Here is a 16,473-nt window from a genome sequence, read left to right as displayed (position 1 = left end):
GCTACCAGGAGCTGGTGACGGACGCCCATCCGTCGATCGCCGCCTTCGGTGGCATGTTCCTCCTCATGATCTTCCTCGACTTCATCTTCGAGGACCGGGACATCAAGTGGCTGGGCCGGCTGGAGCGCCCGCTGGCCAAGCTCGGCAAGGTCGACATGCTGTCGGTCTGCATCGCCCTGATCGTGCTCCTGGTCTCCGCGATCACCTTCGGCGCCCACGCACACCAGCACGGCGGCACGCACGCCGACAAGGCCGAGACGGTCCTGCTCTCCGGTATCGCCGGCCTGATCACCTACCTGGTCGTCGGCGGTCTCTCCGGCTTCTTCGAGGACAAGCTCGAAGAGGAGGAGGAGCGCGAGCACGAGGCCGAGGAGCAGGCCGAGCGGGCCGGCAGGCCCAGGTCGGCGGTCAAGCTGGCCGGCAAGGCCGCGTTCTTCATGTTCCTCTACCTGGAGGTCCTGGACGCGTCGTTCTCCTTCGACGGCGTCATCGGCGCCTTCGCCATCACCAACGACATCGTCCTGATGGCCCTCGGCCTCGGTATCGGCGCCATGTACGTCCGGTCCCTGACCGTCTACCTGGTCCGCGAGGGCACCCTCGACGACTACGTCTACCTGGAGCACGGCGCGCACTACGCCATCGGCGCCCTCGCCGCCGTCCTCCTGGTGACCATCCGGTACGAGATCAACGAGTTCATCACCGGCATGATCGGCGTGGTCCTGATCGGCGCTTCCTTCTGGTCCTCCGTGCGCCGCAACAAGCGGCTCGCCGAGGCCGGGGGAGACGGCGGCAAGGAGAAGGCGGAGGTCTCCTCCGGGGTGTGAAACCCCGCTGTACCCGGGCCGGGTTCGCCCCCGGTGCGCCTGCTCCTTCGGTGTGAACACGGCCCGGACGAGGAACGCTCTGTGCGGGGCGGCCGACGAGGACGACTCCTCGGGGCCGCCCCGTCGGCGGTTCACGGTCGACGGTGCGAACGAAGGTGGGGGCGGGAATGGGCTTCTTGGACGGTCTGTGGCGCGGTCGCGAGTCCGAGTTCGACTCGGGCAGCGCGGCGACCAACTCCATCCAGCTGACCAAACGGCACAGCCAGGTCTCGCTGACCAAACAGGGCGCGGCGACCGGCAATCTGCGCATCAACCTCTCCTGGCGGATGCGGACCTCGGACATCATGGGCGCGCAACGCGAGAGCCTGCTGCGGCACCCCTTCAAGGCGCTCAAGCCCCCCGAGGTCGTCGGCCACAGCCAGTCCATGGTCAACGTCGACCTCGACCTCGGCTGCCTCTACGAGCTCCAGGACGGCACCCGCGGGGTCGTCCAGCCGCTGGGCGGCTTCCTCGGCGACGTCAACGGCCCGCCGTACGTCAAGCTCAGCGGCGACGACCGGTTCGGTTCGGCCTCCGGTGAGACGATCTACGTCAACCTCGACCACAAGGACGCCATAAAGCGCCTCCTGCTCTTCGCCTACATCTACGACCAGACCCCGGCCTTCGACCGGACGCACGCCATCGTCACGCTCTACCCGAGCAACGGTCCCCGCATCGAGATAGGCCTCGACGAGCGCCACCCGCAGGCTCGGTCCTGCGCCGTGGTGATGATCGAGAACATCAAGGACGAGATCTTCGTCCGGCGTGAGGTGAAGTTCGTGTACGGCTTCCAGGGAGAACTGGACCGGCTGTACGGGTGGGGTCTGCAGTGGGGCCGGGGGCACAAGAGCAAGGCGGAGCGCTGAGGCTCCGCCCGTCCCGCTGAGGCTCAGCCTGTCCCGCTGAGGCTCAGCCTTTCCCGCCCGGGCGTCCCGTCCCGTCCCGGGTCTCCCGTCCCGTCCCGGGTGTCTGGCTACCGTCCGACGAACTGCGGTCCCTGCGGTGGCAGCCGGAAGTCCGGGTCGGGTGCCCCGGTGGCCGGCGGCGGATAGCCGTAGCCGGACTGCGCGCCGGTGACCCCCGCCGCGGCGGGCGCCTGCGGATATCCGTACCCGGGCCGCCCGGCCGCCTGCGGGTAGCCGTAGGCCGGTTGCGTCGTCGGCGGCTGCTGCGGATATCCGTACGCGGGCTGTGCCGGTACTCCGGCGGGCTGCTCCGGGGGCAGCGGCCGCGAGACCTCCGGGAGGGGCTGGACGGTCGTCGGCTGATCGGGGCTTACCGCCGGCGGGGTGGGCGCGGCCTGGGCGGGCGTGGTCTGGGCAGGCGTGGTCTGGGCAGGTGTGGACTGGGCAGGTGTGTGCGGGACGGGTTGCGGCCGGGGGGCCGACACGGGGTCGTCCGCCCCCTCCGACTCGTCCACCGAGATGCCGAAGTCGGTCGCCAGGCCCTTGAGCCCGTTCGAGTAGCCCTCGCCCAGCGCGCGGAACTTCCAGCCCTCTCCGCGCCGGTACAGCTCGCCGCAGATCAGCGCCGTCTCCTGGCCCGTCTCCGGCTTGACGTCGAAGTACGCCAGCGGCTCCTCGTCGGCGGCCGCGGCGTCGTGCAGCAGGATGCGCAGCGAACGGACCCGGTCGAAGGCGACGCCGTCCGCCGAGGCGACCAGCAGGATCCGGCCCACGGACGGCTCGACCCCGGAGAGATCTGTCTGGATCGTGTCGGTCAGACCCTCGTCGACCCGCTTCTTGCCGAGCCGCCAGACCTGACCCGAAGGATGCCGGGGCTGGTTGTAGAAGACGAAGTCCTCGTCGGAACGCACACGGTCGTCGGGCCCCAGCAGCAGAGCGGAGGCGTCGATGTCGGGGACCCCCTGCCCGGGTGTCCAGCGCAGCACGGCGCGTACCGTGGTGGCTTGCAGCGGGACGTTCGACCCCTTCAGCATCGCGTGCGTCATGCCGTCATCCTGCCCTCTCGGTCCTGGTCACGACAACGCGGGGGCGGGTACTCGGGTCGTGTCCGCTCACCTCGGGTCGCCGCCGTCGACACGGCCGGGTTACCTGGAATTCATGCCCGGTGGGAACCTCCGACATGGATACGTACGTACTATTACCGGCCACCTTTGGACAGTTCACAGGTCGCCCAGACACCGCGGGGGAGTTTTAATGCGTCATTTCGGACAGATAGCCCCTGACGTGCGGAAGCGTCTCTTCTACCAGGAGCCCTGCGCCTTCACGGCGGACTCCCCGGCCCGGCTGCTGGCCGCGGCCCTGGGCGCCACGCTCTACAGCCCTGCCACCCGCCCCAGACTCGCCGACGACATCCTCAAGCAGGGCGCGAGCGGTGTGGTGTCGATGGTGCTGTGCCTGGAGGACTCCATCGACGACGCCGACGTGCCGGTAGGCGAGGCGAACCTCGTCCGCCAGCTCACGGACCTGGCGGCCCGTCCCGTGGACGACGTCCCCCTGCTCTTCGTCCGGGTCCGCGCACCCGAGCAGATACCCGACCTCGCAAGGCGCCTCGGCCCCGCGGTGCGGCTGCTGTCCGGCTTCGTGCTGCCGAAGTTCACCGAGCAACGCGGCATTCCCTTCCTGGAGGCGCTCTCCGCCGCCGAGGCGGCCGCCGGCCACCGGCTCTTCGCCATGCCCGTGCTGGAGTCGCCGGACCTGCTGTATCGGGAGTCCCGCGTGCAGACGCTGGAGGGCATCTTCCGCGCGGTCGACAAGTACCGCGACCGGGTGCTCGCCCTGCGTCTCGGCGTCACCGACTTCTGCTCCTCGTACGGGCTGCGCAGGGGCCCCGACATGACGGCGTACGACGTCCAGATCGTCGCCTCCGTGATCTCCGACGTGGTGAACATGCTCGCCCGGGCCGACGGCACCGGATTCACGGTGACCGGGCCGGTATGGGAGTACTTCCGGGTCCAGGAGAGGATGTTCAAACCGCAACTGCGGCAGAGCCCCTTCCTGGAGGTGCAGGCCGTGGAACTGCGCCAGAAGCTGATCGCACACGCGATGGACGGTCTGCTGCGGGAGATCTCCCTGGACCGCGCCAACGGCCTGCTGGGCAAGACCTGCATCCACCCCTCGCACGTGCTCCCCGTGCACGCGCTGTCCGTGGTGAGCCACGAGGAGTTCAGTGACGCCCAGGACATCCTGCGGCCGGAACGCGGCGGCGGGGGTGTACTGAGATCCGCCTACACGAACAAGATGAACGAGGTGAAACCCCACCGTGCCTGGGCCGAGCGCACGCTGCTGCGTGCCGAGGTCTTCGGGGTGGCGAACGAGGACATCGGCTTCGTCGAACTCCTCGCCGCCGGTCTGACCGACTGACCGCCCTGTCCGACCGAACGCAAGGAATCCATGACCGACCCAAGGGCCCATGCCGCGGTGGACAACGGGAGGCACGAGTACATGACCGAGAGGGCGCGCGCCGAGGGGCGCGCCGGAGTCTGGTCCGGCAGCTGGGTCGCCGAGCGGCTCGGCGTCGAGCTCGCCGGTGACGACACACTGACCGGCCTGCTGGGACTCGCCCTGCGCCGCAACCCCAAGCGGGCGCACCTGCTCGTCTCGAACGTGCTCGGCAAGCACGTCCCGCAGTCTCCCTCCGTCGTGTACGGTCACGGCGTCGCCCTCGGCAGGCGGGTGCGCGAACTGCTCGGTGCCGAAGCGGCCGAGCGCGCGGTCGTCCTCGGCTACGCGGAGACCGCCACCGGCCTCGGCCACTCGGTCGCCGACGGCCTGGGCCCCGCGCCGTACCTGCACTCCACCCGCCGTCCGGTCGCCGGCGTCGCCCGGGCGGGCGGCTTCGAGGAGTCCCACTCGCACGCGACCTCCCACCTCCTGCTGCCCGAGGACCCGGCGCTGCTGGCCGGCGACGGGCCGCTGGTCCTCGTCGACGACGAGTTCTCCACCGGCAACACGGTGCTCAACACCGTTCGCGCCCTGCACGAGCGCTATCCCCGCAAGCGGTACGTCGTGGTGGCCCTCGTCGACATGCGCTCGCCCGCCGACGCCGGCCGGCTCGATGAATTCGCCCGGGAGATCGGCGCCCGCGTGGACCTGGTGACGGCCGCCTCGGGCACGGTCCGGCTGCCGGAGGGCGTACTGGAGAAGGGGCAGGAACTGGTCGCCCGGTACGAGACGCGAACCGCCGAGCCGGCCCCGGACCGGCCCGTGACCCTCGCGGGCGGCGCCGCCGCCGGCACCGAGGCGCCCGCCCCGTCGTCGCCCGGCTCCGTCGCGCGCGTCGACCTGGGCTGGCCCGGAGGAGTCCCCGACGGTGGACGGCACGGGTTCACGGCCGCCCAGCGGGGCAGGCTGGAGAGCGCCCTGCCCGATATGGCCGAGCGGATCGCCGCGGCACTGCCCGCGGGCGCCCGCCGCGTGCTCGTCCTCGGCTTCGAGGAGCTGATGTACGCCCCGCTGCGCCTGGCCCACACGCTGGAGCAGTCCCTCGACGCCGATGTGCGTTACTCCACCACCACGCGTTCTCCCGTCCTCGCGGTCGACGACCCCGGCTACGCGATACGCACCCGCCTGGTCTTCCCCGCACACGACGACCCGGCCGACGGCCCCGGCGAGCGCTACGCCTACAACGTCGCGGGCGCCGGCTTCGACGCCGTCGTCGCGGTCGTCGACTCGGCCGCCGACACCCCCGCACTGCACACGCCCGACGGACTGCTGGCCCGGCTCGCGGCCCACGTCCCGCACGTCCTGCTCGCCGTCGTGCCGTCGTACGTCCCGCACGCCTCCGAAAGGCCACCCATGCTGCCCGAGCCCCTGCGCGGCCCCGACTTCTCCTCGTACGCGCCCGACGAGGTCGGCTGGCTGCTCCAGGACCTCTCGGACGTCACGCTGGAGGCGCCGACCGAGGAACGCGAGGAGGCCATCCAGAGCGGCGGCGCGCACTACGCGGAGTCGCTCCCCGTCGAGTACCAGCCCAGCGAGCAGTACCAGGAGCTTTTCCACGCGGCGCTGGCGACGTCCGCGACCCGGCTGGCCCGCGCGGTCGGCGCCGTCACCGAGATCGTGCTCGCCGAGCGGTCGCCCCGCCCCGTCCTGGTATCCCTCGCCCGTGCGGGCACTCCCGTCGGCGTCCTCATGCGCCGCTGGGCGCAGTTCCGTCATGGTCTCGACCTCCCTCACTACGCTGTGTCGATCGTCCGGGGCCGCGGCATCGACGCCAACGCGCTGCGCTGGCTGGCCGACCGTCACGACCCCGCCGACGTCGTCTTCGTCGACGGCTGGACCGGCAAGGGCGCCATCACCCGCGAACTCGCCGCCGCCCTGCGCGACTTCGAGGTCTCCGACGGCGTCACCGGCTTCGACCCGGAGATCGCCGTGCTCGCCGACCCCGGTTCCTGTGTACGCACCTACGGCACCCGCGACGACTTCCTCATCCCTTCCGCCTGCCTCAACTCCACCGTCTCCGGCCTGATATCCCGCACCGTGCTCCGCGCCGACCTGGTCGGCCCGCACGACTTCCACGGCGCGAAGTTCTACCGCGAACTCGTCGGCGCCGACCTGTCGCCGGACTTCCTCGACGCCGTCTCCGCCCGCTTCCCGGACGTCGCGGACACGGTCGACGCCCAGGCCAAGGAGCTCCTCTCCGCCGACCGCACCCCCACCTGGGAGGGCTGGGCCGCCGTCGAGCGCATCAGCGAGGAGTACGGCATTCACGACGTGAACCTCGTCAAGCCCGGCGTCGGCGAGACCACGCGCGTGATGCTGCGCCGCGTGCCCTGGAAGGTCCTGGCCCGGGCCGGCGCCGGTGCCGACCTCGACCATGTACGCCTGCTGGCCGAACAGCGGGGCGTACCCGTCGAGGAGGTCGATGACCTCCCCTACACCTGCGTCGGACTGATCCACCCCAAGTACACGCGGGGCGCGACCGGCGCCGACGGCAAGGCGGTGGCGCTCTGATGCCGGTGCTCGTCGCCAGCGACCTCGACCGCACGCTGATCTACTCGGCCGCCGCGCTCGGGCTGACCATGCCCGACCTGCGGGCACCCCGGCTGCTGTGCGTCGAGGTCTACGAGAGCAAACCCCTCTCCTACATGACCGAGACGGCGGCCGGGCTGCTGACCGACCTCGGTGACACGGCGGTCTTCGTGCCGACCACGACCCGGACCCGCAAGCAGTACCAGCGCATCAACCTCCCCGGCCCTCCGTCGAAGTACGCGATCTGCGCCAACGGCGGTCACCTGCTCGTGGACGGCGTCTCCGACCCCGACTGGCACGCGCGGGTGACCGCACGACTGGCCGACGAATGCGCCTCGCTGGCCGAGGTCCGCGACCACCTGATGAACACCGCCGACCCGCTGTGGGTGCGCAAGCACCGGGTCGCCGAGGACCTCTTCGCCTATCTCGTCGTCGAGCGCGAACTGCTGCCCGAGGACTGGGTGAAGGAACTCGCCGTGTGGGCCGAGAACCGCGGCTGGACCGTGTCCCTCCAGGGCCGCAAGATCTACGCGGTCCCCAAGCCGCTCACCAAGAGCGCCGCCGTGTACGAGGTCGCCCGCCGCACGGGCGCCGATCTCACCCTCGCCGCCGGAGACTCCCTCCTCGACGCCGACCTGCTGCTCGCCGCCGACCGGGGATGGCGTCCCGGCCACGGCGAGCTGGCCGACTCCGACTGGACGGCTCCGGCGATCAGCGCCTTGCCCGAGCGCGGCGTGCTGGCCGGGGAGCGGATCCTTCGGGAGTTCCTGCGCGCGGCGAGCCCGGCTCGCTGACCTCGCCGTCCCGGCCGCCGGCGCCGGCCCCGCCCCGGGTGTCGGGGCGGTCGTCGTCATCGGCCGGCGGCCGTATGTCCTGTCCGCGGTCGCGGTCGCGGTCGCGGTCGTGACCCCGGCCCCGCCTGCGTTGGCCGGCCCCCGGCCGCATCAGACGCATGCCGATGAAGACCAGCAGCGCCAGGGCGGCGATCGCGAGGATCACCTTCGAGTAGGTGGAGGCTATGCCCGAGACCTTGGACCAGTTGTCCCCCAGCAAGTAGCCCGCGAGGACGAAGACGGTGTTCCAGATCGCGCTGCCCAGCGTGGTCAGAGCGAGGAAGACGGGCAGCCGCATCCGCTCCACGCCCGCCGGTACGGAGATCAGGCTGCGGAAGATCGGGATCATCCGGCCGAAGAACACCGCCTTGGTCCCGTGCTTCAGGAACCAGGCCTCCGTCTTCTCGATGTCGGACACCTTCACCAGCGGCAGCTTCCCCGCTATCGCCACCGTGCGGTCCCGGCCGAGCAGCGCGCCCACCCCGTACAGCGCGAGCGCGCCTATCACCGAACCCGCCGTCGTCCACAGCAGGACGGCGATCAGGTTCATCCGGCCGGAACTCGCCGCGAACCCGGCGAGCGGCAGGATCACCTCGCTCGGCAGGGGAGGGAAGAGGTTCTCCAGAGCGATGGCGAGGCCGGCGCCAGGTGCGCCGAGCGCGTCCATGAGGTCGTTGATCCACTGCGGTGCCGCACCGCTGTCCGCGGCCGTCTGCGCTGCGATGGCTGTCATGACGACCACGCTAGAAAATCGCAGCTGAAGGCAGCCTGAGGAAGACCGCAGGATTGCCTGCGGTGCACCGCAGGCGGGAATTGCGGTTTTCCGCAGTGTGCGCCGCTGCCGCCCCCGGCTAGCCTCGCGATCATGCGAGACATGGCGCGACGCGTAGTGCGGTGCGGGGTGGGCCTCATCATGGGGACCGCCACGGCCGCCGTCGAGCTGCTCTTCGCCCTGCTGGCCGGCGCTGCCCTGCTCCCGGTGGCGGCCTGGCCGACCGGTCGGCGTGGCGTACTGCGCCCGGTCCTCGCGGGCGCGCGGAGACTGGCGGAGTTGGAGCGGGGCCGGTTGGCGATATGGCTGGACCTCCGTGTCACGCCCGCGTACGAGGACGTGCGGGCGCTGCGGTACGTGGCCTGCCACTGGGCCCTGGGCGTCCTCGGCGGGGTGGTGATGCTGACCGCCGCCATCGGCCTCGGGTACGGCACCTTCGGGATATACGGCTGGCTCCTGCTGGACGGCATACGCAACCCCGGTTCGTTCGTCCTCGGCAGTCTCGGTGGCTTCTTCCTCGTGTTCCTCGCCGTGCAGGGAATATTCGGCGTGGTCGGACTGGAAGGGCAGCTGGCGCGTCACTTCCTCGGCCCCCGCCACCAGGAGGAGCTGGAGCGGCGCATCGCCGAGCTGTCCGCCAGCCGCGCCGCCGTCGTCGACGCGGTGAACGACGAACGACGCCGCATCGAGCGGGACCTGCACGACGGCGTTCAGCAGCGTCTCGTCGCCCTCGGCATGCTGCTCGGCCGGGCCCGCCGCAGCCAGGACGCCGGTCGCCGGGACCGGCTGCTCGGCCAGGCCCACGACGAGAGCCGCCGCGCCCTGGACGAGCTCCGCGAGGTGGCCTGGCGGATCTATCCGACCACGCTGGACGAGGCGGGGCTGCGCGCGGCGCTGGAGACGGTCGCCGAGCGGGCGTCCGTGCCGGTGGGGGTGGAGTACGACCTGGCCGAGGAGCCCGAGCAGGCCGTGGCGACCGTCGCGTACTTCGTCGTCTGCGAGGCGGTCACGAACGCGGTCAAACACGCGGCGCCGACCCGTATAAGCGTCGCCGTCAGAGCGGAGGAGGAACGGATGTACGTGAGCGTCCAGGACGACGGCTGCGGCGGGGCGAACGCCGCCGGCAGCGGACTGTTCGGGCTCGCCCGGCGAGTCGCGGCTCTCGACGGCAGCCTCAGTGTGGTCAGTCCGCCGGGCGGCCCCACCCTCGTGGCCGCGGAGCTGCCATGCGGGTGATCCTCGCCGAGGACTCGACCCTGCTGCGGGAGGGGCTGGTGCGGCTGCTGACGGAGGAGGGGCACGAGGTGCTCGGGGCCGTCGGCAATGCCGAGCTGCTGCTGAAGGCGGTCGCCGAGGACCCGCCGGACGTGGTCGTCGCCGATGTCCGGATGCCGCCCACGCACACGGACGAGGGCCTGCGCGCGGCCCTGGAGATACGCGAGCGGTGGCCGGAAGTCGGGGTGCTGGTGCTCTCGCAGTACGTCGAGAAGCGGTATGCGACGGAGTTGCTGACCGGTGAGACGGAAGGAGTGGGTTATCTGCTCAAGGACCGGGTGGTCCAGGTCGACGAGTTCCTGGACGCGCTGGAGCGGGTGGCCGCCGGCCGCGCGGCCTTCGATCCGGAGGTCGTCCGTCAGCTGCTCGGCCGCACGACGCACACCGACCTGCTCGCGCGGCTCACCGCGCGGGAGCGGGACGTGCTGGCAGAGATGGCGCAGGGCCACACCAACGCGGCGATCGCGCGGCGGCTGCACATCTCCCAGAGCGCGGTGGAGAAGCACATCAACGCGATCTTCGACAAGCTGGAACTGACCGGGGGTGAGGGCTATTCACGCAGAGTGCTGGCGGTACTGCGCTATCTGGGCAGCTGAGAGGGGCTGAAGGGGCCGAGGGCAGCTGGGTAAGGCCGACGTGCCGGCGCGGTCGCACCGGCACCGGCAACCACCTGGGCCGGCAGGTCAGCCGCAGCAGCCTCCGCCGCAGCAGCCGCCTCCGCCGCCCGCGGGGGGTGCCGGGGCCGAGGCGGAGGCCGAACCGCCGACCGCGACCGTCGACAGCAGCTTCACCGTGTCGTCGTGGCCCACCGGACAGGCGGCGGGAGCGGAGGACTCGGCCATGGGACGGCTCAGTTCGAAGGTGTCGCCGCAGCTCCGGCAGCGGTACTCGTAGCGAGGCATGCGCACAGGTTAACCGGCTGAGTCCAGCGGCCCGGTCCGACGGCGAAAACCGGGTCGGGTCCGGAGCGTGGAGCACTGGCGGTCGCTCGGCGGTCAGTGACCGGCCCCGCGCTCCTCCCGGATGCGGGTGACCACGCCGGCCACCGTCTGCCGGACCGCTTCGGTCTCCGTCAGGAAGTGCCAGTAGTCGGGGTGGCGGCCCTCCAGTGTGGTGATCGCCCGTTCCAGCCGGGCCACGGCGTCGTCCAGCGGGCGCGCGTGACGGGGGTCGGGGGTGTTGCGGCCCGCCATGGCCAGGCGCTGGGCGTCGCGGATGGCGAAACGGGTGCGCTCGATCTCCTGCTGGGGGTCCTTCTGCACGGCGTTCAGCTGCCGCAGCCGGTCTCCGGCGGCTGAGACGGCCTCGTCGGTCGCATTCAGCAGCGCCCGCACCGTCGACAGGAGGGCGGTGGCATCGGGCCAGCGCTGTTCGTCGCGGGCGGCCTGGGCCTCGGTCAGTTTCCGCTCGGCCTGCCGGACCGATTCGGTGGCCTGGTCCGGCACCTGCTGAAGGTCCTGCCAGCAGGCGGCGGTGAACCGCCGCCGCAGCTCGCTCAGTACCGGTTCGACCTGCTCGGTGCGGGTGGTCAGGGCCTGGGCACGGGTACGCAGCGAGACCAGCCGGTGGTCGATCTCGGCGGCGCGCTCGGGCAGCCGCTCGGCCTCGGCGCGGACCGACTCGGCCTCCCGGGTGACCCGTTCGGCCCGCTCCAGGGTCTGGGGCACGCCGTGCTGTCCCGCGCCCTGGTTCAGCCGGGTCAGCTCCGGACCCAGGGCGGCGAGCCGGGCGGCGAGGTCGTCCGCCTTCAGCCCGGCTTCCCGCGCGGCGTCCAGGGCGTTGGAGGCGGCGAGCAGGGCCTGCCGGGCGCGTTCGACGGCGGGCGCCAGCCGGGCCAGCTGGGTCTCGGCCTTGCCGAGCAGCGGGCCGAGGCCGTCGGCGAAGCGGTCCAGCTCCTGCTTGACGCGGCCGAGCTCGTTCTTGGCGGCGGTCAGTTCACCGCGGGCGCGGGAGGCGGCGGACGCCTCCAGATCGTCCCGGTCCAGGTCATGGGCGTCGACGGCGCTGATGTACTGGTGGCTGGCCTCGTCGATCCGCCGGCCGAGCGCCTCGAACTCGGTGACCGCGCGCCGGGCGGCGGGGGAGGCGTCGACGGCCGCGATCGTCTCTATCGAGATCCGCAGGTCCCGTTGAGCGGTGTCCAGGTCGTAGAAGGCGGCCGCCGCGTCGTCCTTCGCGGCCTGCGCCTCCGCCCGCTGGCTTTCGGCCCGCCCGCCGAACCAGCGCCGCGTGCCGCCCCCGGCGAACGCGGCGGGCAGCGCGAGTACAGCGAGGAGCGGCAGGCCCAGGAGAGTGAGCGCGTCACGGACCGGGCCGGGCGCGCGGCGGCGGTGGGGGCGGTGCGGCAGGCGCTGCGCGCGCGCCACCATCGGCGAGTACGGCTGCGATGGTGTCGCCGTCACATCCCTCTCCCGTGTCGTCCGTCCTGCCCGGGTTCATTCTCCCACCCGTAAGGGACGAACACACGGGCCGGTCAGTTCGCGGTTCGGACCGTGACTTTGCCGTCACCGGTCCGGGCGCTCACCACATGGCTGCTGGCGTCGTCCCGCGGCACGGACACATCGACCCCGCCGTCACCGGTTTCGGTGGACACCTTGTACGTGGCCCGGGGCAGCGTGATCGTCACGGAACCGTCGCCGGTGCGGGACTCCACCAGGTCGGGCACGGTGCCGAGTTCGAGACGGACCGAGCCGTCGTTGGTGTGCGCGTTCACCCGGCGCGAGGAGACCTCCGCGCGCACGGACCCGTCCCCGGTGCGCAGCTCCAGCGGACCGGTGGAGTCGGTGACGTGCACGGACCCGTCGCCGGTACGGATGTTCAGCGCGTCCCGGAACCCCCGCGCCCGTACGCTGCCGTCCCCTTCCTTCACCTTGACGGCGATGCCACGCGGCACCTCGATGCGGTGCCTGGCCTCGCAGTCGGCGACCACGCCGGAGCAGTTCATGCGCAGCACCAGCCGGTCGTCCTCCATCTTCCAGGTCACTTCGGGATCCGAACCGACGGCGACCGATCCGGAGAACCAGCGGGTGACCTCGACCTTCCCGGACGTGTGGTCGTCCGAGGCGACGATCTCCAGGGCGGAGTCGTCGGAGTCGACGGTGAGGGTGCGGCCCTGAAGGGCGAAGGACCGGTGCTCGGGCTCCTTGTCGTCCGAGGCGGAGGCACAGGCGCTGAGACCCGCCACGAGAACGGCGACGGTGCCGACGGCGGCGAACGTGCGAGCGGAAACGGTGCGGGCGGCCATGACGATCTCCCCCTGGGACGGCTACGAGGTGCCGCGTCCGGCCCTTCCGGAGCGGAGGAGGCCCTTGTTCGACGAGGCTCTTCGACCGTACGGAGCACGGGTCCGTGCCGGGATCCGGGCCACTCCCGGATCGAGGGTGGGGTTAACCCCCCCTCGGCCGCCCGGCCGAGGGGGTAGCGGCGTCAACACGTTTGCCGGGCAGTGCCCCGGGCCATGTAGGCTGTCGACTCGTCCTGGGTGCGTAGCTCAGGGGTAGAGCGCCTGCCTTACAAGCAGGATGTCGGCGGTTCGAAACCGTCCGCGCCCACCAGGACCGGCGCAGCTGTCGTCGGGCGAGAGGCCCCCGGAGATCTTCCGGGGGCCTCTCGCGTGTCCTCGCTGTCGGCCTCCCCGCTGCTGGTCTCCCCGCGGACGAGCCGCGGAACGCCGAGATCGCGGAGCTGAGCGAGCCGTCAGGCGTCCTCGGACGGCGTCTCCCCGGCCGGGGCCTCGTGGGCGCGTTTCAGCTCCGAGCGGGCGCTCACCTGGTCGGGGCCGGTGATCTCCGACCAGTAGCGATGGGTGCTGACGAACACGGCGAGTTCGCGCTCGCGCCGCCTGAGCTTCTCCACCTCGGCCTGCTCGTCCGCCGACCAGCCGGGGGAGGCCGGGCGTTCGACCTTGCGCCAGCCGTTCTCGTCGCTGAATCCGTCGAGCGGTTCGACGGACCAGGGAAGTCTCTTCAGCAGGGCCGACAGCTCGGCCCGGACCTGATGCAGTTCCTCCTGACCGGCGAGGAGATCACTGGGGAAATCATAGGTCGTAGCCACACGCCAATGATACGCCTGTTCGATTTTGAGGCGCGCGTTCCCCTCAGTGGTTCACGCGAAAGGGTGGCCGTCGCCGCCCGGGCCGACTGTCAGACCCCTGCCCTACCGTGAAGAGCATGGACGGCGTGCAGGAGCGGGCGGGACAAGGCGGGGAGCGGGTCTGTCTGGTCCCCTGGGCGGAGGCGGACCTGTGGCTGCTGCGCAGGACCAACAGCCCCGAGATGACCGCGCACCTGGGCGGTCCGGAGACCGAGGAGCAGCTCGCGGCCCGGCACCGGCGGTACGCGGAGCTGGGGCCGGGGCGGATGTACCGGGTGACCCTGGCGGACGGCGGTGAGACCGTCGGCTCCATCGGGTACTGGCAGCGGACCTGGCAGGGCGCGGAGGTCTGGGAGACCGGATGGGCGGTGCTGCCGGAGTTCCAGGGGCGGGGGCTCGCCGTGCGGGCGGCCCGTGCGGTGCGGGAGGCGGCCCGTACCGACGGGACGCACCGCTATCTGCACGCGTTCCCGAGCGTTGACCACGCCGCCTCCAACGCGGTCTGCCGCGGGGCCGGGTTCGCCCTGCTCGGACAGGCCGACTTCGAGTATCCGAAGGGCCACTGGATCAGATCGAACGACTGGCGTGTGGACCTGGAGAGGGGAGACTGACGTCATGTGCCGCAGCATCAAGACACTGCGTCCGCCCGTGCTGGCCGAGGAGGCCACCGAGGACGAGATCAGGGCCGCCGCCCTGCAGTACGTGCGCAAGATCTCCGGGTTCCGCGCGCCCGCCGCGCACAACCGGGAGGTCTTCGAACAGGCCGTGGAGGCCATCGCCGGGACCACGGCTGATCTGCTGGCCGGCCTGGAGATACGGGGAGGCGCGCGGCGGGCCTCGTGACACCGGCAGCGTCACATCCGGTGGCGGGCCTCATGACGCCGACAGCGTGACACCCGCGGGGTGCCAAGGGTCTTCGCGCGGTCTGCGGCTCCGTGGGGCCCGTGTGTGCCGCGTGCCGGGTGGCATAGCTCGGGTTCGGGGCTCGGTGGGCCTGTGCGCGCGGAGGCCGTTGCCCGGTACGAGGCTCCGTGGGGCTCTGTGGGGCTCCGCGTGCCGACGGCTTCCGCTCGGTGGGCCCGGGTGCCGTTGCCGCGAGGCCTACCTGCGCGCCGTGCGGCGGGCCCGGCGTTTCTACGCGGCCTCCGTCGGTCGGGGCTGGCGGCGCATCAGGTACGCGGCCCCCGCCCCTGCGCCGAACAGCGCCACCAGCGACACCCCTGCCGCCAGCCACGTCGCGCCCAGCCACTGGCCGCCGAAGTAGCCGAGGGCGACGCTGTAGGCGGCCCAGGCCAGTCCGGCGAGGGCGGACCAGGGCAGGAACTCGCGGATCCGGCGGTGGGCGGTGCCGGCGACGAGGGAGACGACCGAGCGGCCGGCGGGGGCGAAACGGGCCAGCACGACGAGGGAGCCGCCGCCTCTGGCGAGGGCTCCGCCGAGACGTTCCTGCGCCGTGGTCAGCCGACGGGAACGGGCGATCGCGCGGTCCAGGCGTGGCCCGCCGCGCCACGCGAGGCGGTAGACCGCGAGGTCACCGAGGACCGAGGCGGTCGCCGCGCACAGCGTCAGGACCAGGATGTCGGGGACGTCCTGCGGAACCCGCCCGGCAGCCGCCGCGCCCGCGCCCGTGCCCGCGGCCGCCGCCGTGGCCGCCGTGATCACAAGGACACCGCTCGGCAGCACCGGCAGGAAGATGTCGAGGAGCACCGAGACGGCCACCAGCGCGTAGATCCATGGGCTGCTGACCAGCGAACCGATACTGCCGAGACTCTCGACCACGACAACTCCCCGTTACTCCCCCGTGGGCCGGGCCATGCCGCGAGACGCGGGGACGGCAGGAGCGGCCGATGACAGCCATACAGCGTACGCCCGGGGTGTGACAGACGTTTCACAGGGGGCTCGTGTGTTCGCCACGGAGCGTTCACCCCCGAATGTGCGTTCACGCGCGCGGGGTGCACACGCGCGCCCAGGGTGCACGCGCCACGGGACGCGCACGCGCAACGGGATGCACACGCGCCACGAGCGGGGGTGAGTGTCGGCGGGGAGAGCGAATGCGGCGCCCCCGGTTCAGGAAGGCGCCGCTCCTGTTCGGCTCAGGCCGCGACCGGTGTCTGGCTCTCCGCGGCTGCCTTCTCCTGCTCGGACGTGCGCCGGGCGAACAGCTGGTCCAGGCCGAAGGCGCCGGAGCCGGTGAAGGCCAGCAGCAGGAAGGCCCAGCAGAACATGGCGGCGGCCTCGCCGCCGTTCTCCATCGGCCACAGGGCGCCCGGCTGGTGCACCTTGAAGTACGCGTAGGCCATGGAGCCCGAGGAGACGACCGCGGCGGCGCGGGTGCCGAGGCCGAGCATGACGAGGCCGCCGCCGACCAACTGGATCACGGCCGCGTACCAGCTCGGCCAGGTGCCGGTCTCGATCGTGCCGCCGCTTCCCGACGCGCCGCCGAGGACGCCGAAGAGGGAGGCGGCGCCGTGGCAGGCGAAAAGGAGGCCGACGACTATGCGGAACAGGCCGAGGGCGTAGGGCTGGGCGCTGTTGAGGCGTCCGGACATGTGGGGGGAGCTCCTTCGGTCGGGCCGGCCCGTCGAGGCCGGTGGGGGACGAAACCGAGTGGGCCGCCCACGTTAGGTGAGCCTAATGAGTACTTGCAAGTTCAACATCTGGCCATGTTTTCGCGTGTGATCGCCCTCCCGTCGCGGCGGCCG

17 protein-coding genes and 1 tRNA gene are annotated in these 16,473 nt (G+C 71.8%); 10 read left to right on the top strand and 8 right to left on the bottom strand.

Annotated elements, in window-relative coordinates; translation table 11 throughout:
* On the top strand, positions 1 to 824 hold an 824-nt coding region (locus tag ACIQ6R_RS11030), incomplete at its 5' end, for a DUF475 domain-containing protein (RefSeq protein WP_404220302.1).
* A gap of 167 nt (positions 825 to 991) precedes the next feature.
* The gene (locus ACIQ6R_RS11025) at positions 992 to 1,729 is read left to right on the top strand and encodes a Tellurium resistance (RefSeq protein ID WP_404174940.1); all 738 of its coding nucleotides are present in this window, start codon (positions 992 to 994) and stop codon (positions 1,727 to 1,729) included.
* A 107-nt stretch (positions 1,730 to 1,836) separates the two neighbouring features.
* Here the strand turns inward: ACIQ6R_RS11025 and ACIQ6R_RS11020 are convergent, their stop codons facing one another.
* Positions 1,837 to 2,814, bottom strand: a complete 978-nt coding sequence (locus tag ACIQ6R_RS11020) for a TerD family protein (RefSeq protein ID WP_404220301.1) — start codon at positions 2,812 to 2,814, stop codon at positions 1,837 to 1,839.
* A 208-nt stretch (positions 2,815 to 3,022) separates the two neighbouring features.
* Here ACIQ6R_RS11020 and ACIQ6R_RS11015 point away from each other — a divergent pair, with 208 nt between their 5' ends.
* The 3 genes from ACIQ6R_RS11015 to ACIQ6R_RS11005 all read left to right on the top strand — a co-directional run bounded on the left by ACIQ6R_RS11015 (position 3,023) and on the right by ACIQ6R_RS11005 (position 7,593).
* Positions 3,023 to 4,189, top strand: coding sequence for an HpcH/HpaI aldolase/citrate lyase family protein (locus tag ACIQ6R_RS11015; RefSeq protein WP_404220300.1), 1,167 nt, complete (start codon positions 3,023 to 3,025; stop codon positions 4,187 to 4,189).
* Positions 4,190 to 4,270: 81 nt separating this feature from the next.
* The gene (locus tag ACIQ6R_RS11010) at positions 4,271 to 6,781 is read left to right on the top strand and encodes a phosphoribosyltransferase (protein WP_404220326.1); all 2,511 of its coding nucleotides are present in this window, start codon (positions 4,271 to 4,273) and stop codon (positions 6,779 to 6,781) included.
* Positions 6,781 to 7,593, top strand: coding sequence for an HAD family hydrolase (locus ACIQ6R_RS11005; RefSeq protein WP_404220298.1), 813 nt, complete (start codon positions 6,781 to 6,783; stop codon positions 7,591 to 7,593). Before ACIQ6R_RS11010 ends, ACIQ6R_RS11005 begins: the two co-directional genes overlap by 1 nt.
* On the opposite strand, the gene ACIQ6R_RS11000 is transcribed toward ACIQ6R_RS11005, so the two are convergent.
* A complete protein-coding gene (locus ACIQ6R_RS11000; RefSeq protein ID WP_404220296.1) occupies positions 7,511 to 8,365 on the bottom strand; it encodes a DedA family protein in 855 nt (284 codons plus the stop codon). The two genes, ACIQ6R_RS11005 and ACIQ6R_RS11000, sit on opposite strands and share 83 nt — an antisense overlap.
* A gap of 132 nt (positions 8,366 to 8,497) precedes the next feature.
* Between ACIQ6R_RS11000 and ACIQ6R_RS10995 the strand changes: the two genes are divergently transcribed.
* Both ACIQ6R_RS10995 and ACIQ6R_RS10990 read left to right on the top strand, forming a co-directional pair.
* Positions 8,498 to 9,640, top strand: a complete 1,143-nt coding sequence (locus tag ACIQ6R_RS10995; protein WP_404174925.1) for a histidine kinase — start codon at positions 8,498 to 8,500, stop codon at positions 9,638 to 9,640.
* Positions 9,631 to 10,275 carry a response regulator gene (locus tag ACIQ6R_RS10990; protein WP_404174922.1) on the top strand — a complete coding sequence of 215 codons (645 nt, stop codon included), beginning with the start codon at positions 9,631 to 9,633 and terminating at the stop codon, positions 10,273 to 10,275. Before ACIQ6R_RS10995 ends, ACIQ6R_RS10990 begins: the two co-directional genes overlap by 10 nt.
* 87 nt (positions 10,276 to 10,362) lie before the next feature.
* Here the strand turns inward: ACIQ6R_RS10990 and ACIQ6R_RS10985 are convergent, their stop codons facing one another.
* The 3 genes from ACIQ6R_RS10985 to ACIQ6R_RS10975 all read right to left on the bottom strand — a co-directional run bounded on the left by ACIQ6R_RS10985 (position 10,363) and on the right by ACIQ6R_RS10975 (position 12,923).
* Positions 10,363 to 10,581 (bottom strand): zinc ribbon domain-containing protein, encoded by a 219-nt coding sequence (locus ACIQ6R_RS10985; protein ID WP_404220294.1) that lies wholly within the window; start codon positions 10,579 to 10,581, stop codon positions 10,363 to 10,365.
* A gap of 93 nt (positions 10,582 to 10,674) precedes the next feature.
* Positions 10,675 to 12,081: a hypothetical protein gene (locus tag ACIQ6R_RS10980; RefSeq protein ID WP_404220292.1), complete on the bottom strand. Its 1,407-nt coding sequence runs from the start codon at positions 12,079 to 12,081 to the stop codon at positions 10,675 to 10,677.
* A gap of 71 nt (positions 12,082 to 12,152) precedes the next feature.
* Positions 12,153 to 12,923, bottom strand: coding sequence for a DUF4097 family beta strand repeat-containing protein (locus ACIQ6R_RS10975; RefSeq protein ID WP_404220290.1), 771 nt, complete (start codon positions 12,921 to 12,923; stop codon positions 12,153 to 12,155).
* 235 nt (positions 12,924 to 13,158) lie between these two features.
* On the opposite strand from ACIQ6R_RS10975, the gene ACIQ6R_RS10970 reads away from it, so the two are divergent.
* A tRNA-Val gene (locus ACIQ6R_RS10970) sits at positions 13,159 to 13,233 on the top strand.
* A gap of 142 nt (positions 13,234 to 13,375) precedes the next feature.
* Here ACIQ6R_RS10970 and ACIQ6R_RS10965 read toward each other — a convergent pair.
* On the bottom strand, positions 13,376 to 13,732 hold the full coding sequence (locus tag ACIQ6R_RS10965; protein ID WP_404174911.1) for a hypothetical protein: 357 nt from the start codon (positions 13,730 to 13,732) through the stop codon (positions 13,376 to 13,378).
* Positions 13,733 to 13,848: 116 nt separating this feature from the next.
* Here ACIQ6R_RS10965 and ACIQ6R_RS10960 point away from each other — a divergent pair, with 116 nt between their 5' ends.
* Together ACIQ6R_RS10960 and ACIQ6R_RS10955 are read left to right on the top strand one after the other, a co-directional pair.
* A complete protein-coding gene (locus tag ACIQ6R_RS10960) occupies positions 13,849 to 14,382 on the top strand; it encodes a GNAT family N-acetyltransferase (protein WP_404220288.1) in 534 nt (177 codons plus the stop codon).
* A 4-nt stretch (positions 14,383 to 14,386) separates the two neighbouring features.
* Positions 14,387 to 14,614, top strand: coding sequence for a DUF2277 domain-containing protein (locus tag ACIQ6R_RS10955; RefSeq protein WP_404220286.1), 228 nt, complete (start codon positions 14,387 to 14,389; stop codon positions 14,612 to 14,614).
* Between the two features lie 291 nt (positions 14,615 to 14,905).
* Here ACIQ6R_RS10955 and ACIQ6R_RS10950 read toward each other — a convergent pair whose 3' ends face one another.
* Positions 14,906 to 15,550 carry a DedA family protein gene (locus tag ACIQ6R_RS10950; RefSeq protein ID WP_404220283.1) on the bottom strand — a complete coding sequence of 215 codons (645 nt, stop codon included), beginning with the start codon at positions 15,548 to 15,550 and terminating at the stop codon, positions 14,906 to 14,908.
* Positions 15,551 to 15,864: 314 nt separating this feature from the next.
* Positions 15,865 to 16,320: a DoxX family protein gene (locus tag ACIQ6R_RS10945; RefSeq protein ID WP_404220281.1), complete on the bottom strand. Its 456-nt coding sequence runs from the start codon at positions 16,318 to 16,320 to the stop codon at positions 15,865 to 15,867.
* Positions 16,321 to 16,473 lie beyond the last annotated feature (153 nt).

It is taken from the genome of Streptomyces sp. NPDC096048, from assembly GCF_044763415.1.
Taxonomy (GTDB): Bacteria; Actinomycetota; Actinomycetes; order Streptomycetales; family Streptomycetaceae; genus Streptomyces.
The sequence above is the reverse complement of the archived record's forward strand: the minus strand, read 5'-3'. Positions and strand labels throughout refer to the sequence as shown.